The organism is Vibrio fortis (genome assembly GCF_024347475.1).
In the GTDB taxonomy this organism is placed as follows: Bacteria; Pseudomonadota; Gammaproteobacteria; order Enterobacterales; family Vibrionaceae; genus Vibrio; species Vibrio fortis.
Genome location: NZ_AP025487.1, coordinates 1,969,995 through 1,990,639 on the forward strand (window position 1 = coordinate 1,969,995; position 20,645 = coordinate 1,990,639).

At 44.2% G+C, this 20,645-nt stretch carries 18 protein-coding genes; 5 read left to right on the plus strand and 13 right to left on the minus strand.

Features of this window, described 5'->3' with window-relative positions:
- Nucleotides 1-99 precede the first annotated feature (99 nt).
- A complete protein-coding gene (locus OCV50_RS08475) occupies nt 100-519 on the plus strand; it encodes a BLUF domain-containing protein (RefSeq protein ID WP_261902777.1) in 420 nt (139 codons plus the stop codon).
- A gap of 127 nt (nt 520-646) precedes the next feature.
- Here OCV50_RS08475 and OCV50_RS08480 read toward each other — a convergent pair whose 3' ends face one another.
- The 7 genes from OCV50_RS08480 to OCV50_RS08510 form a co-directional block, all read right to left on the minus strand.
- Nucleotides 647-970, minus strand: coding sequence for an antibiotic biosynthesis monooxygenase family protein (locus OCV50_RS08480; protein WP_261902778.1), 324 nt, complete (start codon nt 968-970; stop codon nt 647-649).
- 367 nt (nt 971-1,337) lie between these two features.
- Complete coding sequence (locus OCV50_RS08485; protein WP_261902779.1) at nt 1,338-2,216, minus strand: 6-pyruvoyl trahydropterin synthase family protein; 879 nt, start codon at nt 2,214-2,216, stop codon at nt 1,338-1,340.
- A 290-nt stretch (nt 2,217-2,506) separates the two neighbouring features.
- The gene (locus OCV50_RS08490) at nt 2,507-3,307 is read right to left on the minus strand and encodes a PhzF family phenazine biosynthesis protein (RefSeq protein ID WP_261902780.1); all 801 of its coding nucleotides are present in this window, start codon (nt 3,305-3,307) and stop codon (nt 2,507-2,509) included.
- Between the two features lie 60 nt (nt 3,308-3,367).
- Nucleotides 3,368-3,868 (minus strand): GNAT family N-acetyltransferase, encoded by a 501-nt coding sequence (locus OCV50_RS08495; protein WP_261902781.1) that lies wholly within the window; start codon nt 3,866-3,868, stop codon nt 3,368-3,370.
- 101 nt (nt 3,869-3,969) lie between these two features.
- Nucleotides 3,970-4,569: a hypothetical protein gene (locus OCV50_RS08500; RefSeq protein WP_261902782.1), complete on the minus strand. Its 600-nt coding sequence runs from the start codon at nt 4,567-4,569 to the stop codon at nt 3,970-3,972.
- A 92-nt stretch (nt 4,570-4,661) separates the two neighbouring features.
- On the minus strand, nt 4,662-7,898 hold the full coding sequence (locus tag OCV50_RS08505; RefSeq protein WP_261902783.1) for a mechanosensitive ion channel domain-containing protein: 3,237 nt from the start codon (nt 7,896-7,898) through the stop codon (nt 4,662-4,664).
- Between the two features lie 238 nt (nt 7,899-8,136).
- Nucleotides 8,137-8,373 carry a hypothetical protein gene (locus OCV50_RS08510; RefSeq protein ID WP_239842791.1) on the minus strand — a complete coding sequence of 79 codons (237 nt, stop codon included), beginning with the start codon at nt 8,371-8,373 and terminating at the stop codon, nt 8,137-8,139.
- 219 nt (nt 8,374-8,592) lie between these two features.
- On the opposite strand from OCV50_RS08510, the gene OCV50_RS08515 reads away from it, so the two are divergent.
- On the plus strand, nt 8,593-9,483 hold the full coding sequence (locus tag OCV50_RS08515; protein WP_261902784.1) for a LysR family transcriptional regulator: 891 nt from the start codon (nt 8,593-8,595) through the stop codon (nt 9,481-9,483).
- Nucleotides 9,484-9,743: 260 nt separating this feature from the next.
- The gene (locus OCV50_RS08520; protein ID WP_261902785.1) at nt 9,744-10,487 is read left to right on the plus strand and encodes a hypothetical protein; all 744 of its coding nucleotides are present in this window, start codon (nt 9,744-9,746) and stop codon (nt 10,485-10,487) included.
- 138 nt (nt 10,488-10,625) lie between these two features.
- On the opposite strand, the gene OCV50_RS08525 is transcribed toward OCV50_RS08520, so the two are convergent.
- Together OCV50_RS08525 and OCV50_RS08530 are read right to left on the minus strand one after the other, a co-directional pair.
- Nucleotides 10,626-11,975 carry a polysaccharide lyase family 7 protein gene (locus OCV50_RS08525; RefSeq protein WP_261902786.1) on the minus strand — a complete coding sequence of 450 codons (1,350 nt, stop codon included), beginning with the start codon at nt 11,973-11,975 and terminating at the stop codon, nt 10,626-10,628.
- A 213-nt stretch (nt 11,976-12,188) separates the two neighbouring features.
- Entirely contained in the window at nt 12,189-13,067 is an 879-nt protein-coding gene (locus OCV50_RS08530) for a LysR family transcriptional regulator (protein WP_261902787.1), read from the minus strand.
- Between the two features lie 114 nt (nt 13,068-13,181).
- Here OCV50_RS08530 and OCV50_RS08535 point away from each other — a divergent pair, with 114 nt between their 5' ends.
- Entirely contained in the window at nt 13,182-13,553 is a 372-nt protein-coding gene (locus tag OCV50_RS08535; RefSeq protein WP_261902788.1) for a YybH family protein, read from the plus strand.
- A 263-nt stretch (nt 13,554-13,816) separates the two neighbouring features.
- Nucleotides 13,817-14,548, plus strand: coding sequence for an HAD family hydrolase (locus OCV50_RS08540; protein ID WP_261902789.1), 732 nt, complete (start codon nt 13,817-13,819; stop codon nt 14,546-14,548).
- Nucleotides 14,549-14,633: 85 nt separating this feature from the next.
- Here OCV50_RS08540 and OCV50_RS08545 read toward each other — a convergent pair whose 3' ends face one another.
- The 4 genes from OCV50_RS08545 to OCV50_RS08560 all read right to left on the minus strand — a co-directional run bounded on the left by OCV50_RS08545 (nt 14,634) and on the right by OCV50_RS08560 (nt 20,639).
- Nucleotides 14,634-14,846, minus strand: a complete 213-nt coding sequence (locus OCV50_RS08545; protein ID WP_261902790.1) for a TIGR02450 family Trp-rich protein — start codon at nt 14,844-14,846, stop codon at nt 14,634-14,636.
- A 125-nt stretch (nt 14,847-14,971) separates the two neighbouring features.
- Complete coding sequence (locus OCV50_RS08550) at nt 14,972-17,182, minus strand: TonB-dependent siderophore receptor (protein WP_261902791.1); 2,211 nt, start codon at nt 17,180-17,182, stop codon at nt 14,972-14,974.
- Nucleotides 17,183-17,487: 305 nt separating this feature from the next.
- The gene (locus OCV50_RS08555) at nt 17,488-17,952 is read right to left on the minus strand and encodes a DUF2846 domain-containing protein (protein ID WP_239842783.1); all 465 of its coding nucleotides are present in this window, start codon (nt 17,950-17,952) and stop codon (nt 17,488-17,490) included.
- Nucleotides 17,953-18,191: 239 nt separating this feature from the next.
- A complete protein-coding gene (locus OCV50_RS08560) occupies nt 18,192-20,639 on the minus strand; it encodes a molybdopterin guanine dinucleotide-containing S/N-oxide reductase (RefSeq protein ID WP_261902792.1) in 2,448 nt (815 codons plus the stop codon).
- Between the last annotated feature and the right edge of the window lie 6 nt (nt 20,640-20,645).

Here is a 20,645-nt window from a genome sequence, read left to right on the forward strand (position 1 = left end):
AATGCAATATGAGCTACAGCCATTTTATTCACCAACTCGCAATTTGAGACAAATGGATTATATTTATGAGTAATCAAAGCAAGAACCAGAGAGATAATTATGCCTTTAGCTCGATTGATTTACGTTAGTACGCTTTGTAAGAATTGTGATGCGTCAGCCTTAAAAGACATCTTGGCCAAGTCTCGTGAATACAACAAAGAGCGGAATATCACGGGATTATTGAGCCATAACAGTGATTATTTTTTGCAGTGCTTAGAAGGTTCTCGCGAAGAATTAAATCATACATACAATCACATCATAAACGATTCACGCCACTCCAATGTAACTATCATCTATTACAAAGAAATCCATTCTAGACAATTTGGTGATTGGTCTATGGGAGACGTGCCACAAACCCAATTGACTTCATTACTCAACCTTCAATTTTCAGGTTCTGATGAATTCAAACCCTATGAGCTTACTGGGGAAAGTGCCTATCTCATGCTTTTAGAACTGAAACAACACCTGCCGTCTGAATAAGTCTCCTAAGACTACCCTGCGAATCAGGTAGCTTTGACACAATTTTTCAACGGCATTAAGGTTCGATATGTTTTGGTAATTAATCTAATTACCTATTTAGATCTTCGAGTCTGCAACAAGAAAAACACTATATATCCAACCCATAATCACGTTCCACTAACGCAATGCGCACCTTAAATGTCTCATACCACTGCTTTCGACCTAAAGTTTGAGCTTCCCTATGTTCCGAGTTTTGCTTCCACTTTTTGATAGAAGCTAAATCTTGCCAGTAGGACACTGTGATTCCGACCTCTTCACGAGCGGATTCAACACCCAAGAATCCGTCATGTGACTCAGCCAACTCAAGCATCCTATTTGCCATCTCTCCGTAGCCATTATCGCCGTCGGTTCGAGTAGAGGTGAAGATAACGGCGTAATAAGGAGGTTTTGGTGTATCAGCGATTTTCGGCATCGTATTTTCCTTAAAGTAGATTAGGCAAATCCTTTGTATGCTAAATACACTACACACCAACACCCTTTGTTCAATGCTGTTTTACCATTTTCTAGATAGACTTATAACATTAGCAAGCCTTTCCAAACTGACGACCTCTCCAAACAACACTGAAAGTTAGTCCAAAATATAATAGACGACGTTATAACAACGCTTGAGACAGTTTTTGTGCAAATACCAGAAAAAGAGAGAGACGGAGAAGGACTTCAATCAGGCTTGGTGGCAGCAGGTGGTTAAATTGAAACAACCACAGCGTAGGGTTTAGAAATAGAAATGCACTGGTAACTTACGTTTGCATTACCAGTGCATGAATGATTTTCGAGTTAGATTAACGAGACGCCATTGCGCCTTTGCCCACACCTTCGTAAGCGACAATCTGAAGAGACTGACCATAATTAAGGCTTGGTTTTACTTGGTCAGCAATATAACCCGCTAGAAGCTCAACAGTCGTGTCAGTTGGCAGGATTTCAGTTTCACTCTTCGCGATCGCTAGCTCGAACTCACCTTGAGGCGCCGTGTAACGGAAAGCATAGTGGCTTTCGTCTGTCACCGCTTGTGCATGTTCACTCAAGTTAAGTACGTCCAGCGTTGTAACATCTTCTTGTGAGCCAAGGTAAATGTCTTCCCAACGCTTCGCGAATGCCTCTTCTCGTTTCGCATCTCGATTGCCATCAACAAGAATTTCAACAGGTGAACGGTGTCCGTGAGCAATGCGCTGGCAGTTACCATCGTGCTTTTTGAGACCGTGTGTGTAGTGGTAAAACGCACCGTCAATCTTCTCATGGCGAAGTGTGATTTCTAGACCCGAGACATTACTAGGAAGATTGTCGCGCAGAATATCGTAGACATGTGCTGTGATACTTTCGATGGTGATCGCTTCTGCATCAATCAAGCAGTACGCTTCATCTGGGCATTGCAGGTGAATGCTCTTATCACCACGCATCACATCAAGCGTTGAATAGCCTGGCTTGGTGGCGTTATGAATGATAGCTGGGTTTTTCATTGGCACCAGTAAGCGATGGTCAACATACTCATCAACAAGGTGTTTAATCTGTTTCTTTACCCTGCTGAAATCCAGCACCATGCTCATTTCGTTGAGCTCGCCAGACATGATGACATCTAAAATCCAACTATCTCCCACGACCCCTCTGTGTTCACAGATGTATGAAGAATCGATAACGGTAAGATCTCTTACAAATAGGTTCAAGTTGAACTCCTTACTATTAATGAGATACGGGAGGCTGATTAACATTTCAGCAGACACTTCGTCTCATTGCTTAGGTTGAATGAAATTGGAGACGCAGGATGGTACAACCGCTTTGTAAAGTCCACCTTTTTAACGCGCCTCTCATAAGAAAAGGCCAATCTCTGTACGATTTTCGCTAAACCTCAGATTAAAGCCTAGTTCACTCGTGGAAATAGACGAGAACTCTTGGCTTTTCATTATTTTTAGTAAGGATTCATCACATCATCGCGATAATAATTAGCGGTGAATAACTAAACGCTCATCACGCCTTTGATGGTCGTCTTGGCTGTGCCTTTTAGCTTAATACGCTGGTTGGGTAATACCTCCACAGAAATATCACCGCCACGCAGGGATGCTTGATACGCCTTTAGAGTGGTTTTATTTAGCTTTTGACTCCAAAACTGGCCGAGTGCACAGTGTGCTGAACCCGTCACAGGGTCTTCGTTCACTCCGACCCAAGGAGCAAAATAGCGTGAAATGAAATCCAGATGTTGCTGTTCGGACTGCGCTGTCACCACTACACCTCGGCCCTCAAGTTGCTTCATAGCATCAAAATTGGGGGTAAGAACATTTACCGTGCTTTCACTATTCACTTGGATAAAGACTTTAGAATCAAACTCACCATATGAAGCAATCTCTTCAGGTTGGATACCTAAAGCCTCTATCAAAGGCAGGTTGAACTTGTGATCGAATAGAAGATTGGTTTGTGGGAAATCTAGCTCAATTCCATCTTCTACAACCTTTGCACTCAAAGGGCCAGATAGGGTTTGAAAAGTAACACGTTCACCGACATTTAAATCACCACGCTCGACCAAAACGTGCGTCGTGGCGAGTGTACCGTGTCCGCACAGCTTCACCTCGATTTCAGGGGTAAACCAACGAAGTTTCATGTCGTTTAGGGTTAGAAACGCCGTTTCTGATACCGCCATTTCTTGAGCGATTGAAAACATCAACGCTTCACTCAATGGTTGTTCAGTAATGCATACACCTGCAGGGTTGCCCTTAAACGGAGCTGAAGTGAAAGCGTCGACTTGGTAAATATCTAAATTCATGTAACCTTTCTACCCTTATACTGGCCTATTTATATTTTGTGCCCTTTGAGCCTAAGAGAGTTACAAGAACTTCTCTATCAAAACTTCATCAATGTATATGTCGCCTAACTTAGCATGCTTTTTAGCAGTGCCCACCACTTCAAAACCTTGACGTTGGTAAGCCGCTAACGCTCTCTCGTTGTCTGCTCGAACATAAGCAAACAGCTTTTCATAGCCTTTTTGTTTTGCCACTTCAAACGTCGACTGGAACAACTTTTTAGATACACCCTGCCCTCTACTAGCGCTGTCGACAAAGGTCCCAATAACCCCAACATGATCAAAAGCTTTGGTATAAGAAGCAAAAGGCTCGATGTTTTGAAAGGCGATGACTTTCTCTTGTACTTGATCGACAGCGACAGTGAACACACCTTGCTTAGGGAAATCGGCGATAAAAGCCTTTTCTTCTTCAACTGAAAACGTCGTATCGAGTATGGTATACAAACCCTCTGTAATGATTGGGTTGAGCACTTCAGTGATGCCTTGCGCATCTTCGATGGTGACTTGTCTTACTACTAAACTCATGCAATTACACTCTTATTATTATCCGAGTTTTGGTTGTACATCAGTTGCATTGCTACAGCAATCTAAAGAAATGAATCTACGCTATTTTCCTCACCAACAGATCAGTATTTAGACGATTCCGATTTGATACCAATCACCGTCGTAGAGTCGCCAATACCATCACTGTATATGCTGGAACACAGGTATGCGGTGTCAGGGAATCGATCTAACAGCTGATCGGTCGCGTTTTTATATTGTGATAATTCAGTCACCTTATGCGCGAGGTGAACGCCACCAACCACTTTTCCTAAGTTTTGAGCATCGAGAAAGTCGCACACTGCACTGTGGTTATCAAAGGCAAAAAGAAAGTCACTACCTTCTGACAAGTTGCGTAGATCGACTATATCGAGATTATTCGGCATTTCATGTGATTGCAGTTTTCCGATTAAGTTATCAATAACTCTATATACCGCACTCATGTCATTCGAAGGGTTATCAAATACCAATAATAAAGTATCTGAAAGCTGACATAATCCAATCATTTGTTGTGATTGGTTAATGCCGCTCGAAGACACCAATAACGCGTCCAATTTTTTGCTGCTCAGTACAGCCTCAGATAGATCGGACTCCGACAAGTGACTAACACCGTCCGATAAATTATGGGTCGGCGTATAAGCGGCGATTTTGAGCTCATCTAACTCGATCTCAATGGGTTCAAACATGGGCTTGTTAGACTCCTTTCTTTAGCTTTAGGAAATAAAGAAGGCTGTCAGCCAACTCGAAGTGACAGCCTCATTTTGAAAACATAGCCAGATTAGCTTGGCTTATTCGGCCAATCACGAACGTGAATATCCATTTGTGGGAAAGCAATCTCGATATTGTTTTCTCTAAATAGCTTATCAATGTTCTTGTTAATTAGATGAATGGTGCTTAGTCGGTGCTCAATCGCTGTAATATGCACACGCAGTTCAAAGTCTAAGCTGCTAGCACCAAAAGCAAGGAACACCACGTATGGGGATGGGTCTTCAAGAACCAGTGGGTTATCACTTGCGATTTGGTAAAGCAGTGATTCAACCTTTTCGACATCAGTACCATACGCAACACCAATTGGGATCACGACTCGTGTGACAGGATCGGTCAAAGACCAGTTGATCAGTTTTTCGGTGATGAACACCTTGTTGGGCACCACTATCTCTTTGTTATCCCAATCAATAATCGTGGTTGCACGAGTTTGTATCTTACTCACGGTTCCCGACAATTCATTAATGGTCACGATATCACCAATCCGAATTGGACGCTCGAACAGAAGAATCAAACCGGAGATAAAGTTGGCAAAGATCTCTTGTAAACCAAAACCTAAACCAACACCGAACGCGGCAACTAACCATTGTAGGCGAGACCATTGAAAACCGAGCATGGCGAAAACAGTCAGCACACCACCAACCAGAATTAGATACCTAAGCAGTGTGGTAATGGCGTAGCCCGAACCAGGAGCAAGATCGAGACGCCTTAAAATAAGCAGTTCTAAAACACCGGGCAAGTTGCGAACGCCGACCATAGTCACCAGTAGCGTGATCACCGCGTAAATTAACGACTGAATGGTGATGTCCACCAGCCTTGCACCGGCCTCGGTGGTTTCGCTCACCTGCCAAACCACCACATTGTTGAGCTGGCTCGTCATCTCTAAGGCACTCGACCATAGAGTCAATAGCGCGATCACTAGCCCTATCAGTGATAACCCACGAAGTAATGTAATCGACTGTTCGCTGACTTGTTCGCTGTCCAAAGCACGCTCTTCAACGTCAGGCATTGATTCTCGCAATTCTGCCAACTCCGGCGGTTCGTCGGCCTGCTCTTGCTGCTGAGCAATCAATTCTTCTCGGCGTTCTAACAGTCGTTGATAAGTCAATTGGCGATGCTCAAGCTTTAAGAAACGCTCGGCTAATTGGTAAATAAACAAACCACCGAGAATAACGAAAATCGTTAACTGCTGATAAATCAACAACACCCAAGACGCGACATACAAACCGACTATCGCCATTGCGAGAATGCCAACAAACGAACCCAGTACCACGGCTCGAATGATAAACAAGGTTAGTCCTTGGTTGAATGGTGATGGGAAAGTCGATGGTAAATGCTGCTTTCTAAGCAAGGAGTGATAAACCGCAAGCATCGAGCCGATCAGAACCAGAAACAGGACTCTTGAAATCTCGGCTTCTTTTGAGCCAGCCGCAAGTTCCGCCGCGTAGATGGCCACCAGCAAAATGATCAGCGGCCAGCGAACGCGCTTCGCCCCAGCATTCAAATATTCACAGATATAACTCGGCCAGCTCAAATGTAAATCCAACACGCCCTTTGGAGAGCTCAGTGAGAACATCACTTCCACAACAAACAAGCCAGTCATTGCGGCAAAGGTAATCGTCTTGATCTCTTCAGAGCTTGAAATCGGCCACAGCCAATGCACGATATACGCCGTCATTCCAAACCAAAGTGGCAAGGCTATAGCCCGAAGGGAGGCCATTAGGGACAAAATGAGCGTAAATCGGAACTTGTCTTTGAGTGGATGTCCGAATATTTTCTGATACTCCAATCGACGACTAATTGCTCGCTTGGAGAAACGAATATAAAGAACAAACAGTGTTACGCTGTAGAACGCGACTAACAAACCGATGCTGATTAGCTGCTCTTTGGTGAGTTGTTCAAACCTTTCAATGAACGGACGTTGATCTCCTAACCACACATCACGCTCGAAACTGGTCAGGTGTTGCCACAATGGAACATTACTTCGGCTCCATAGCTGTTGTTGTTGTAAGAAGGTACGCGCGCTGTTTACCTCAAGCATGTATTGGGTTTTCGAGGTTTGCAGTTTGCTCAAGGCAACAATCAACTTATCGTAGCTATCTGTAAGTTGCTTAAGAATGAGGTTAGTCAGTTGGTTTAGCTCTTCTGATGGCTCCTCGGTGTGTTGAATATCAGATACGGCTCTACTCGTCGCAATGTCATCTAAGCTCTGCCCTATCTCGTATTTTCTAATATGCGCATGGGCGATGCTATTAGGGATGTCACTACTCTCAACCACGGTTGGCAAACGCTGTAGCTGCGCTCGGATGGAATCACCAAAAGCAGTACTGTCTCGCAGCCAGTTAAGATTGTCTTTAATTAAACGCAGCTCGCTCGTCAGGCTTCGTCTTTCCGCATCCACTTGGTGAACCGTGATTCGCGCTTGGTCTGTTTCAACTAGCACCTTTTCTAACTCATTGGCAAAATCCACCAACTTGTCAGCCAACTGCAAATCTGGGATAGAGAGACTGTCTCTTTGATGTTGCAAGGCATTGACTTGATCAATGAGCTCGCGAACCGAAGCCTGCTCAACTTGCGTCAAACGCTCTTGCAAATTCACCACTAATGGCGTGGCGAGTTTGATTTTTCGATCCAGCAGTTGGCGCTCCAATCGAACAATCTCGGTGCGCTCATCTAAACTCTGTAGCTCTGCGGCCAGTACTTCACGTTCTAATTTAAGGCTAGAAACATTACTTAACTCAAGCCATTGGTCTATCGGTTCCCCTTTATCACTCTGAGCTAGATTCGCTTTTTCTATGGCTTTATCCAACTGAGCAAGACTACTTGGCAATTCCGTGCGATCGGTTCCCAATCGTTTTGCTTGCTCGGATTTGGTTTGATACGTTGTTCGCCACTCCACGAGTGCCGCTTGCAGTGAAGCGATGGATTGCGAAAGATCACTGAACTTCACCAATTGGTCAGTTTTGAATATGTCTAAAGATTCGACATCATTAATGTTGTTCATCAAGCGTTCGCGCTGGACGGGGAATTGAGTTATCGCCTTTAGATAATCATCGCGCTGAATACGTTTCTCTTGATCGGCAACTAACCGCGCCTTCAATGTTTCATATTGACCAATCAATACCTCATTTTTGGGGCTTTCGCCATTGAGCTTGGTGATTTCACTTTCTACATAACCTAACTCCGGCACAGTTTGCGCCCAGCTTAATTTAGAGCTAACGACAACACTCAGTATGATTAACCACAACATCAAAAGGCTTGATGTTCGACAAGACCACCAATTGACCACGCACTTCTTCCTTATACAGCGTTTAGAACTTACCTAAGTGTAGGAATAATTTGGTGATTCTGCTTTGTAATTCAATTAATTACCTAAAAATAAAACAGCCCGCACATTTGCTGTGCGGGCTATTAGATAAGACTATGAATTTAACAAGATATTGGCTTCGACGTGGCTGTCGCTATCTCAATACAGAGTAACGGAAACCTTAGTCACGACGGCCATTGAGTACAAAGTCGTGTTTATCCGCTTGAGATACGAAACGCACTCCACCGTCAGACGTTTCATTGCGCCCTTGTAGCTTTGGCTGTGGTGCAATGCGTTCAGATTGAACCTGGTTATCAGAAGTTACTGTCATATCAATCGTACCTGTGTAGTTACCATCAGAAGCGAAAGCCGTGTTCATAGACATAGCCATTAAACCTAGTGCGATTAACTTTTTCATACATCACCTCATTGTTCTTTTAAATAGGGGTCGTTCGTTTTGATGTAGTTACTTTAGCCCTAACCTATTGCTCTCACGAGGAAAACCAAGATTTCCAAAATAGAAACTGCTCGCGAGCCTCAGAATAAAAAACTCAAAATCAGATTTTGACCTAGCTCTGTCTTTGCGACTAAAACTTAAGATTAGGATGAACGCATGGACGTGAACTCGGAGACGGAAATGAACGCCAATCTTGATATGCAAAATATCTTGGTCTTAAAAAAAATGTATGAGCTGCGCCATGTGGGAGCGGTCGCCGAAGCGTTAGGAAAGACATCCAGTGCGATTAGCAAAAACCTCAGCAAACTTAAGACTCAACTCGATGACCCATTGTTTATTCAAACCAAACATGGTTTTGAGCCCACCTCATTTGTCGAGGCCAACATTAAGCATTTTGATAGCATTCTCGACAGCATGGCTTCCATCAAGCCAGAAGGCTTTTCGCCAGAAACTTATCAAGGGCCGATAAAGATCTACGCCAACAACCATTTTTGGCAACAGTTGGGCGATAAGCTGTACCTCGCACTCTTACAGCAAGCTCCTAAATCCACCATTTCATTCTTACATTGGGACGACAACGCCAGAAATCGCCTGATCGATGGTGAAAATGCAGTAGCGGCACACTACTTCGATGAGAGCTTGCCTCAGTCAATTGCTCAGTCAGAATTCGGGAGAGGCACGGTTGTGTTCTTTGTTAGAGATGACCACCCTGCCACCAACATTGAAGAGTTAGCGAGCTATCCCGTAGTGATCTATAAGTCAGCGGGCTGGAATGACAATAAATATCCTCTTTTAGAGCGCTTGACCAATATCGGTTTCAACTTCACGCCTAAGGCCGAGGTCGCATTACCACAAACCGTGCACGACATTGTAATGCAGACGGATCATTTTGGTATTACTACCCACGGAAGCGTTCCACCAGGGTGTCGAAGTATTCATTTGCCCAATGACCTCAACATCGAAATCCGTTTCGTAATGAGTTGTCGTCGCTCTCAACAACATGACCCAATCAACCAATGGTTACTGGGTATCTTAAAGCAGACAATTATCGCTAATCGAAGTCAGCGCTAGCACAAGCGACAACACCCCACCTGCACATTACCTATACGCAGGTGGACTACTTACTCCACTAACCGTTCTCCGCTATCGTGCGCATTTAATCGATACATAATAAGAATTGCTTATTACCCTTATAAATACTTATGTTTAGAAACCGATAAGACTTATCAATACTATGACTGCATCTACAGGACGTCATCAATGAGCCAACTTCATCAATGCTCATACGAATAACTAGGGACGCTCAACAAATTTTAAAGAGTGCAGTCAACATGAAAAAGAATGCTATTTTTGCCGCGGTTATCGCAGCGCTATTGGTCGGATGTAACAGCTCAGATAATTCGTATACCGATCGTGAAACAGTGCCGGGAGACCCAGGGGCACCTATTCTTCCACCGGATGATAATGGTGGTAACAATGGCAACGACCAAACCGATCCTGACGAAGATAACGGGCTTAACCCATCGAAAGATCCTTTGATCATTGAAGCTGCACAACGTTGGGGAACCACCTATGAAGAAATGTACACGGCGTGTGAATTGTGGACATGTAACTTGGCTGGCTTAGATGAGCGTATTACCTTCACCATTGAACGCGATACGCTGCTCCTTGAAGGCTCAAGCAAAATCGTATTTACCCTAGCAGACCATAGACATGATCTTTGGCCAACGTTTACTTTTTATAGTGATTTGATTGGTCGTACAGACATCAGCGTTGAACATGTTGACTCAACCTTTGACTATATGGAGTCAGACTCAATTCAACGTGAAGGTTCATCACTACTTGGCTGGAAGACTGGTTCAGATAGTTGGGCGACTCAAGACCCGCGTAACTGTGAAGACGCTTACTGTGCCTACCTTAAGACTTCTTGGTTAGAGAACGCATTGCATGCATCAGCAATGGCTGTCTATCGATTAGATGGTGAAGTGACCGCAACGCAACGTGCGTATATTGCCGAAGAAGAACTAAAAGCCTTGTTCCCAATCTTCAACGCTAACTTCCCTAGCCAATATTAGTAACGGCGCAGTCGACACACGACACATAGCGCCGTCATCACCAGAAAAGTGATGGTGACATCGATTGAAGGATACGAAAGGAGTGATGGTAAACATCACTCCTTTTTGGTTTGTTGTCAGCTGGATTTTCACACTCGTTTAGTTATGCGTGTTTTCCAGTTGGTAGAATGTCACTTGTGCATAATCGCTGTCGTCACTCGTATTGTCTTGCAGGTAGATACCCGCTTTAAAATACATGTAGTTGTCAGCATCATCGTAACCACTATTTGTCATATCAACTTCTTTAGCAGCCAATTCCGTACCATTTTGACTGATGGTTGTAATTAACTTATCGCCTTCAACCACAATTGAATATGAGAAGGTTTCATCCAGCGCGATACCATCGCTTGGGTTACTTTCACTGTTAAGATCCCCATCTGATGTCACCATATTCCCGAGTAAGTTGTACCAAGTTTCATCGCCGCCAGTCGAACTTGAGGTTTCATGCGCAAAGTAAATGGCACCTTTGTTATTATTCGGTAGTTTGTGATAGTAAAGGCGGATCGGCTCATTCTTCTCAGCATGGATCTGACCAATCACGATTCGACCCACTTGCTCAGTATTCGAGGTTGTCGTCGTCACGTGGTTCACTGCGAGCGTCGCCTTCAATGTACCATCAATGCCACCAAAGGCAGCTTGATCACTGGAAGGAATCGAAGAAAACGCCCAGTTGTTATCTTTACCCGAGGTTGAGTAAGAAGTATCCCCACGTCTTAACATTTCACGTAACTCGGTTCTAACATACTTGGTGCCACTTGATGTGGTAACCCCTTTAACAGGCGTGTAGAACACCAGCCCACCATCACTGCCTGTATAGAAAAACTCGTCTTCATATCCAGCATCAAGGGTTTTCTCTTTAATCGATGTTGCGTACCCATCGCCTTCGTCCACCGGAATGCTCACATACCAATCTAACAAATCAAAATTGTCAGACGGTGGTGCACTCGGATCAAGGCCATAGTCAGTGCTGTCGTTACCGTGAATTTCCACTTCAGTAATGTTTGTCCATACGCTTTCGGCACTGTTAGAAAATACCTTAATACGAACCCAACGGGCTTGTACGTCTTGAACGTCATAGGTTTCAAATTGAGATGTAGTACCACTGCTGTAGCCATTGTAAATCTTATCCCAGGTACTTGAGCTCTCGTCCGCTAACGCACGAACCTCAAATTTATAGGTTTGCTGCTCACCTTTACCCCAAGCGATCTTCACATCTTGAACGTTTTGAACGGAGCCAAGATCCAACACCAAATTAACAGGTGCATTTTGTGCCGCCCAACGGGAAGACCAACTCGTGTCACCATCAATAGCGTTAGAAGCAGGATAAGAGGAGTGTGCCCCACCCCAGTCCGATGCAGACTGAATCGTCAATGTTTCAGCAGCTACGCCACCAGAAAAAAGGGCGAGCATCACTGCGTAGGACAGTGGTTTGCAGGGATTAAAAATCATACAAGTCTCCATAATTTGTTTCACGTTTATTATTTTATTCCATAGATTGCACAGCTTCCTCTGTGCAACGGAAGATAATATAGACGAAGATTTGTACGACAAGTTGGCTGAATATCACATTAATGAATTATTATACTACAAATGTTTTTTAGTGTGATATCACCCACCTTTATACCAAATGGCTAACCTAATGTTCGCAACGTGTGAATTGCATTAACGGTATGTGCCCGTCAGCTCCTCTGACAAACGTGCTTCCAGCGCCTCAACACATAACGAAACGGCTATTGGAGTATGATGCATATACGGATTAAGCGCATAAACCGTGTTGACTGGTAGGTGATGCAAAGGCGTGAGATTGATGAGCTGCTCATCGTACTGCTTTAAGTAAAAGTCCGGCAATACGCCCACTCCAGCACCCGCTTTGATCAGTGCCACGCAACTATGAATTGAATTTGTAACGCAATGAGCTTGTTTATATAAGCTAAATGGTGTTCCCGTGTCCGACTCAAAGTGATGCATTATCTCTCTTCCCTGCCAAGCATTCGCAATATACGGCAAAGCGTTGAGATCCTGTCCCCGCATGGAAACTACACCACACAACTGGTCTCTAAATCCACCCAATCGCTTCTGCTTCAATGTGCTGTCTGGGGAACTGCCTACACGAATAGCGAGATCGATATCATTGCTCATGAAATCTAAACGCTGATCGTCACTCAACAACTCAGGTTGAAGTTTAGGGTAGGTTTTCATCAACTCTGCTATCACAGGTGCCACCAACACGTCCATCAACGCATTTGGAGCAGTTATTTTAATGCGCCCTTGAGGCTCCTCCAGTTCAGATTGAGCCGACTCCCACGCTGAGTCTGCAAGATTGTTCAGATCTTTACAGCTCAGATAAAAGCGCTCTCCCATTGGGGTAAGAACTTGTCGGCGAGTAGTACGCTTTAGCAATGACGCACCAAGCTCCTCCTCAAGTCGCTTCAAGTGTTGGCTAACAACTGACTTTGAAAGGTCTAACTTTAACGCAGCAGCAGACACAGAGCCCTGTTCAACGATATGAGCGAAAATCGACATCTGCCTGAGTTTGTGCATTTTATTGTTCTCTTTTTATAAACAGTCATTTCTATTATCTCTGTTTTTCAAAATAAAGAGTAGCTCTAAACTCAGTATCAATGAATCAGCACAACAAACATATTGGAGTTAAAGATGAGCAATCAAGTCTTAGAAGCGTGTAAGAAAGGCATTGCAGCATGGCAAACCGCATTCAACAGCCAAGACGCTGCAGGTTGTGCAGCCCAGTACAATGAAACATGTATTATGAATGCTCGTCCATTTGGTACTTTTGAAGGACGAGAAGCGATCCAAGCTTTCTGGCAAAATATCATTGACCAAGGCTTTAAAGATGTAGATTACACCGACGTAAAATGGGAAGAGCACCAAGACGGCGGTTACATTTTAACGTCTAGTTGGACAATGAATAAGGCGTTTGGTGTTGTACATCGTGAACACTGGGTAGTGGAAGAAGACGGACATGCTCGCTTGATCAGCGACGACTTTGAAGTACAAGGCGAGCGCTAATCGTCTTTATAAACGCGGAAATATTGCGATTTCAAAAGGCCAACTATGATATTCATAGTTGGCCTTTTTTGTTCGATTGATCTATTCGATAACTCGGTTCAGCGAACCGATAAATCTGCTTTCAAGCGAGACCTACCTACCAAACGTGATACTCGTGACAAACTGATCTTTTAATTTCTCAGTGACGTAAATTGACCTTGTTATTCGGAGGCTAGTAGGCCAACCTTAGGTAAAGGAAGGCTAAGGTTAATGGAGTAAAAACAATGATTAAGATGTTGGTATGTGATTTTGATGGCACTTTGGATGGCGGTTCATCTGACGGGGTCAATCAGCTATTTGACTACTTGAGCGAACAACCTAGCATCCGCTTCGTCATTGCGACAGGACGAACTCTTCCTTCAATTAAAAGCGGACTAGCTTCGGATAATTACCCAACCCCGCATAGCATTATCAGCGATGTTGGTACGCAGATTCACCATCATCAACCTATCCAACAACCTGACATACACTGGCATAAACGATTAAAGGCAACGTGGGATAAACGAAAAGTAGAACAAGCTTTGGCAGGTTTTGACTTTATGGGGAAACTCGATCCGAACCATCAAGGCGACTATAAAATTACATTCGAAGGGTCATTAACCGATCACCAAAGAAACCTCATTGCGAGCTCACTAGAAGCTCACGGGGCACAAGCCGACCTCACCTATTCTCACGATTGGTACTTAGACGTCACTCCAAAAAACATCAACAAAGCTTCTGCTATCCACCACTTGTTGAAACAACATGATTTAAACATTGATGAAGTATGTGTAGCAGGAGATTCCGCTAACGATACCTCAATGCTAACCATCAATGGTGTCAACTCCATATTGGTTGCTAACCACTATCCAGAAGTTGCTCACTTGTCGCAAAGAGACAATGTTTACACCAGCAAGGCGACTCATGCTGCAGGTGTTTTAGAAGGGCTGCAATACTGGCAAGGTCAGCCGAGATAACCAAGTAACCCGGGCTACAAGTGACTTTTTCTACAAGTAACGTTATCTACAAATAGCGTTGTCTAATGTAAGTCTTAAGTTGGGTTCACTTCCAACCCATTTTCCATTGTGAATTGTCAGTCAGGTCATGCCAATCAATATCTCTCGCCCGCTTGGTCATGACCGCTTCCAGAACACACCGCACAACCACGTCTTCTTCAAATTCCATCTCGGTAATCATAAAGTGCTTTTCTCGATTGACTGGTGAAACTGCCGTCCACTTACTGTGTAGTAACTTCTTAGGGTTAATTCTGTTCATACTACTCTCCTACTTTCTAATTTTATCTATAAGCTTCAAAGAGTTATTTAGATCACTTCCAAACAAAAAAGCATGATGATTCGATATCACCATGCTTAATCACTACCTTATAGTCTACGCGAAGATTACCAATCGTAAGTTAAGCTTGCTATCACGTTGCGACGGTCGCCGTAGTAACAATAGTAATTACAAGTTGCGACATACTCTTTATCAAACACGTTCTTTGCGGCTACTTGCAGTTTGTAATCCGCGAATCGATAACTCACTGTCGCGTCATACAACGTATATGAAGGGACTTTGTTTGTTTCGAAATTATCGCCGTAGGTTTCGCCAATATATCGCACACCACCTCCAATGCTGAGCCCATCTAACGCACCATCAAAGAACTGATATTTCGCCCACGCTGAACCAACCAAGTCAGCCACTTGCGCAGGCGTTTTACCCACTTGATTCGGGTCTTGATCTTTAGTGATCTCAGAGTCTAAAAATGCGAGGTTACCGATCAGAGTCAGTGACTCAGTCACGTTGGCAACAGCGCCCAATTCAACGCCTCGATTACGGATTTCACCAATTTGATTGACTTCATTACTGCCAGTGAGCACATCGACAACATCTGTCTTAGTCGCTTCATAAACGGCAACATTGAACTGGCCATCAAAGCTGTTAGGCAAGTATTTCACGCCGACTTCGTAGCTCTCACCACGTTCTGGTTTTGCCGCTTGATTCGCCACTGAAGTTTTAATGATTGGTTCAAAAGATTGAGCATAACTAAAGTAAGGGGTAAAACCCGCGGACGTGACATAAGCAATACCTAAGTTCGTCGTCCACTCTTCATAATCCGCTTTGTGAACACTGCCTGTCGTCTCATTCGACTGCTCGTTAGACGTATCATCGTAACGAAGCCCTGCTTGGACAATCAAATCATTGAATCGAATTTGGTCTTGAACGTATAGCCCTAACTGACGGTTCTTAGTTGTATTGTTTTGCAAGTCAGCCTCGGTCATTGGCTGGAATGTTGTAGGATTTAGCAGCACTACGTTATTTGTATAAGTTGGGTTATAGATATCAAACAGAGGATTATTAATACCCGGTGGTATGGTCGTATTGCCATCAGCCATTAGTGGGTCAAAGGCATAGTCTTGGCTATCAATATCAATAGCTTGATAGTCAACACCGGTCAGTAATGTATGCTCAACGGCTCCAGTTCTGAATTCAAAGACCAACCTATTGTCGACATTCCAAGCATCTGACTGACCGTCTTCTGTAGATGCCTGACGCAAGATCGTTTTTCGCTCTCCAAGAGGATCAAGTGCAGCTTTTATATCCTGAGCATAACCTAAAGAATAAATCTGCTTTAAGTTAATATCCATCCGGCTATAACGTACCGACTGCCCAAAACTTAGTGCTGAATTAAACTCATGATTAAACTCATATCCTAAAGAGAGCTGATCACGTTCGAAGGTTTCCCAATCTGGGTTACCTACCGCGGTACTGTCTGAAATCTTTCCATTTTGGCTGCCAGTCAACGTGCCTTCCATTGGCAAAAATTGCACATATGGGTCGGAGTCATCTTTCTGATAACTGGCTAAGAAAGTGATGTCTGTCTTGTCGCTCATTTTCCACGTCAATGATGGCGCAACCAAAAAGCGTTGTGCCTCAACATCATCAACCTTAGTACCGTTTTTTCGACCAAGTGCCACCAAACGAAATGCTACGTCATCACTGACTTCGGTATTCACATCGAGTGTCACTTGTGTGCGATCAAATGAACCAACATCGATACCCACTTGCCCTGATCCGCCATCAAATTGCGGACGTTTACTCACAACGTTAATCAAACCGCCCGGAGGGTTTTGTCCGTACAATACGGAAGCAGGGCCACGTAACACTTCTACACGCTCCAAACCAAACGGGTCAATTTGCCAGCTGTAAAAACCTGCCGAATAGAGGCGCGTACCATCTTGATATAAGCCTGTTCCGGCTTGTTGAAAGCCACGTATAACAAACCAATCTTGCTTATTATCTTCACCAAAATAGTTGGTTTGAATACCCGGCGTATACTGAAGGGCATCTGAAATACTGATAGAGGCACGGTCATCCATCTGCTCTCTAGTCACCACAGAGACTGCTCTAGGGGTTTCATGCAGAGCAAGTGGCATTTTGGTAGCCGTTTGGCTTTTCTCACCGACATAACTAAAATCAGGTCCCACAGCATTATCGTCGACTTGCTGACCAATCACGACCAGCGTTTCATCTTCTGCGGCGTGTACTACTCCTCCACTCAATAATGCGGCTACTGCAATTGAAAGTGGGGTGAGCTTAAGCTGCCATTTCATTCTTCTTTCCTTAGCTAAATTGACAAAAATTAGATTGAATGCAAATTATTATCATTTGTATTCATCAGGCGAATTGTAACAGCAGAAAAATGAAAGGGAATTTATAAATCAAGATGGTATGAAACAAGTGATCAGTAGCACGTATAATTGGTTGACTGTATTGTTAAAAATAGTGCGTGGCTGAACACAGTGAGCAAGAGGGATTAAAGAAAATGAAAAGAATCAACAGAGGAGATTAGATAAGACGAATTGAACCAAGATGATTCAATTCGCCCAAAAGTAACTGTAATTTAGTGGCAATACGGTTACATAGAAGTACAGGTACCCTGAATGGCAAGATCCGTCTTAGTAACTTCTGCTTTACCCGTTTGCTCTTCAACCTGCTCTAACGCTGCACCGCCAACGAATACACCCAATTTGATGTACTGCTGAACAAAGTAGTTACGACCTTCTTCTGTATACAGAGTGAGATCATTCGCAGAAAATTCAGATTCAGTGCTGATCGTATGTTCTTGGTTACCCGAAACTTGCTGGTAGAAGAAAACACCAGGTGCAGTCTCACCAACGCAGTCACCATTAATGTAGACATCTTTTTTCAATGCCGCGCCAACTGATGAGTTGTCACGATATACATAAACACCTGCCATGCCTTCTGCCGGTTCTGCAAATTGCTTCAATTTAGTTGACTCAGCTTTATCAGCCGTTGGAACTGTTGCACAACCAGAAAGAACAGACAGTGCGATTGCACCAAAAATTAGTTTAGTTTTCATTTGTTTACCTTTACCAAATAACTTCCACGTATAATTCAGCAAAATGATATACACCCAAAAATATGAATCATGTTGAATTTATAAAAACCTCGACATACGTAACATATTGCGAGAATTTCTCATTTGTATTTTATAAACCCATCACATTGTTACGATTGTTAACAACTATAGTCAGTTGTTTTTAAAAGAAAAAAGCCAGCATTACGCTGGCTTATTTTCAACAGATTAGGTTATTTACACTACCCGTTCTTAGGTGGAATAAATGCGGTCAGTTCAAGAGCTGGACCAGTGTATTTTTCAATCTTCACTAGTGCCGAGTTTGCTGCACAGCCGTTTGCTAGACGCGAAGTTGGAATATCAAGCGTTAGCACGTTTGCGCCGCCGTTCTTACACAAACCTGTCTCTTTGTCGAGATCCGGCCAGCCACCTTCGTGAATACACACCGCGCCTTGCTTGATACCGTCAGTGACCAAAGCCCCCACCAGCACTTGACCACGGTCGTTGAACGCACGTACTAAGTCACCCGTTTTAATACCTCGCGCTTTTGCATCTTCGGTATTAATTGAGATTGGCTCACGATTAGCGATTGCGTACTCATCACGGATCTTCGCGTAGTTGAATTGACTGTGTAGACGGTGCGCAGCATGCGCAGTCATCAACTGCAACTCATCACTCTTCGCTTTACCAAAGAACTCAGTAGGTTCCATCCAAGTTGGGTGTGCAGGACAGTCTTCTAACTTGTAGCCTTCGATCGTTTTTGAGTAAATCTCAATTTTACCTGAAGGCGTACCTAGTGGGTTCATCACTGGATCTTTACGGAAGTCTGCATGACGCACGAACTGCGCAGCCTTCTTGTTGAACTTCATCTCGATCAGCTGGTTGTCATCCCAGAACTTACCGAATTTAGGCATACGAACACGCGCCTTCTTACCGGCTTTCTGAGCGTCATCGTAGAAGCCTTTCAGCCAACCCATTTCGTCTTTACCTTCGGTAAACACATCACGGCCACCCGCTTTGATCATCTCAGCCATGTCAGCAAATACGTCGAAATCGTTTCGCGCTTCACCTTGTGGCTCAACCACTTTCTTCATAGGTACTAGGTGCTGGTTAGAGTAATCACCCGTCATGGTCATGTCGTTGCGCTCAAACGATGTGGTAATCGGTAGAACAATATCACCGTGCTTCGCTGCAGCCGTCCAGTAGATCTCAGAGATAACCACCAGCTCAGGTTTTTGCCATGCATTAATCAAACGGTTGGTGTCTTGGTGGTGTGTAAAGTTACCGCCGCCTGCCCACCAGATCATTTTGATGTCTGGGAAGGTTAGTTCGTGGCCATTGTGCATGAATTTAGCACCAGGGTTTTCTAACGCTTCCACAATACGAGCGACAGGGAATGCATTCACAGCACCTGATACCGCCCAGTCATTACCTGCAGAAGAACCACCGCCAATAGAAGCAGAAATTGCAGGAAGTACACCAGCGTCACGAGTTGGGTTACCGCCGTTAGAGTAGTGGTAAGAGAAACCGAAACCACCACCTGGTAGGCCGATCTGACCCAGCATAGCGGCTAGCGTTACCACCATCCAGTGACGCTGCTCACCGAACTGTTGACGTTGGATACCCCAACCTGCCATTAGCATGGTGCGATTTTGACTAAAGATGTCCGCCAGCACTTCCATCTGTTTAGCTGGCACGCCGGTGATCTCTTCTGCCCAAGCCGGAGTTTTTTCAACACCGTCTTCTTTACCCATCAGGTAAGCTTCAAACTTGTCATAACCTGTTGTGTATTTGTTGAGGAACTCAACATCGTGCTTGCCTTTTTTAACCAACGAGTGTGCGATACCCATCATCATCGCCACGTCTGTCATTGGGCGCGGAGCAATCCACTGAACAGCGTCACCGAAGAATTCAATGGTTTCAGATTTCATTGGGTCGATAGCAATGATGGTCTTACCCGATTTCTTCAGCTGGTTGAAGAACTCTAGGCCAGAGCAATCTGTTGAGCTCCAAGCAATCTTAAGCGTGTTCAACGGGTTCATACCCCAAAGAACGACAACATCAGAACTCTCTAGAACAACTGGGTGTGTTGTCTGTTGTTCGTATACTTCAATCGAGCCCATAACATGCGGCATGATGACTTGCGCAGCACCTGTCGAGTAATCACCTAAGTGACCTGAATATCCACCCGCCATACTCATATAACGTTGAAGCAGTGTTTGTGCTTTGTGTAGAACACCACTTGAACGCCAACCGTAAGAGCCAGCAAATACAGACTCTGCGCCGCTCTCTTGACGAATACGCATATGTTGTTCGTGAATTAGCTTGTAAGCTTCATCCCAAGAAACACGTACGAATTCATCATCACCACGCTTACCTGTCGGTGCCGATGGGTTTTCCAAGAATCCTTTACGAACCATTGGATATTTAATTCGAGCCTTAGTATGGACTTGATCTGGACCTGTTGTTTGTAGGCTGTTTGGTACTGTTTGAGCCAGCGCGTTGGTAGTTGACACCAACTTGCCATCTTTGACTTCACAGATCATTGGCCCCATACGACCAGCCGTTAGTACCCCTTTACCACGCTTGTTAGCGGCTGCCGCTGTCATTGGTGTTAGCGACGTAAAGGCAAGAGCGCCGGCTGCCATACCTGTTCCTTTAAGGAATCCGCGACGAGTAATATCAGTCATTGTTAT

Excerpts from the sequence above, each read along its gene's own strand:
- OCV50_RS08475 (WP_261902777.1), top strand. The coding sequence starts at position 100 with ATGCCTTTAGCTCGATTGATTTACGTTAGTACGCTTTGTAAGAATTGT.
- OCV50_RS08480 (WP_261902778.1), bottom strand. The coding sequence starts at position 970 with ATGCCGAAAATCGCTGATACACCAAAACCTCCTTATTACGCCGTTATC.
- OCV50_RS08490 (WP_261902780.1), bottom strand. The coding sequence starts at position 3,307 with ATGAATTTAGATATTTACCAAGTCGACGCTTTCACTTCAGCTCCGTTT.
- OCV50_RS08495 (WP_261902781.1), bottom strand. The coding sequence starts at position 3,868 with ATGAGTTTAGTAGTAAGACAAGTCACCATCGAAGATGCGCAAGGCATC.
- OCV50_RS08500 (WP_261902782.1), bottom strand. The coding sequence starts at position 4,569 with ATGTTTGAACCCATTGAGATCGAGTTAGATGAGCTCAAAATCGCCGCT.
- OCV50_RS08505 (WP_261902783.1), bottom strand. The coding sequence starts at position 7,898 with ATGTTGTGGTTAATCATACTGAGTGTTGTCGTTAGCTCTAAATTAAGC.
- OCV50_RS08510 (WP_239842791.1), bottom strand. The coding sequence starts at position 8,373 with ATGAAAAAGTTAATCGCACTAGGTTTAATGGCTATGTCTATGAACACG.
- OCV50_RS08515 (WP_261902784.1), top strand. The coding sequence starts at position 8,593 with ATGAACGCCAATCTTGATATGCAAAATATCTTGGTCTTAAAAAAAATG.
- OCV50_RS08520 (WP_261902785.1), top strand. The coding sequence starts at position 9,744 with ATGAAAAAGAATGCTATTTTTGCCGCGGTTATCGCAGCGCTATTGGTC.
- OCV50_RS08525 (WP_261902786.1), bottom strand. The coding sequence starts at position 11,975 with ATGATTTTTAATCCCTGCAAACCACTGTCCTACGCAGTGATGCTCGCC.
- OCV50_RS08530 (WP_261902787.1), bottom strand. The coding sequence starts at position 13,067 with ATGCACAAACTCAGGCAGATGTCGATTTTCGCTCATATCGTTGAACAG.
- OCV50_RS08535 (WP_261902788.1), top strand. The coding sequence starts at position 13,182 with ATGAGCAATCAAGTCTTAGAAGCGTGTAAGAAAGGCATTGCAGCATGG.
- OCV50_RS08540 (WP_261902789.1), top strand. The coding sequence starts at position 13,817 with ATGATTAAGATGTTGGTATGTGATTTTGATGGCACTTTGGATGGCGGT.
- OCV50_RS08545 (WP_261902790.1), bottom strand. The coding sequence starts at position 14,846 with ATGAACAGAATTAACCCTAAGAAGTTACTACACAGTAAGTGGACGGCA.
- OCV50_RS08550 (WP_261902791.1), bottom strand. The coding sequence starts at position 17,182 with ATGAAATGGCAGCTTAAGCTCACCCCACTTTCAATTGCAGTAGCCGCA.
- OCV50_RS08555 (WP_239842783.1), bottom strand. The coding sequence starts at position 17,952 with ATGAAAACTAAACTAATTTTTGGTGCAATCGCACTGTCTGTTCTTTCT.
- OCV50_RS08560 (WP_261902792.1), bottom strand. The coding sequence starts at position 20,639 with ATGACTGATATTACTCGTCGCGGATTCCTTAAAGGAACAGGTATGGCA.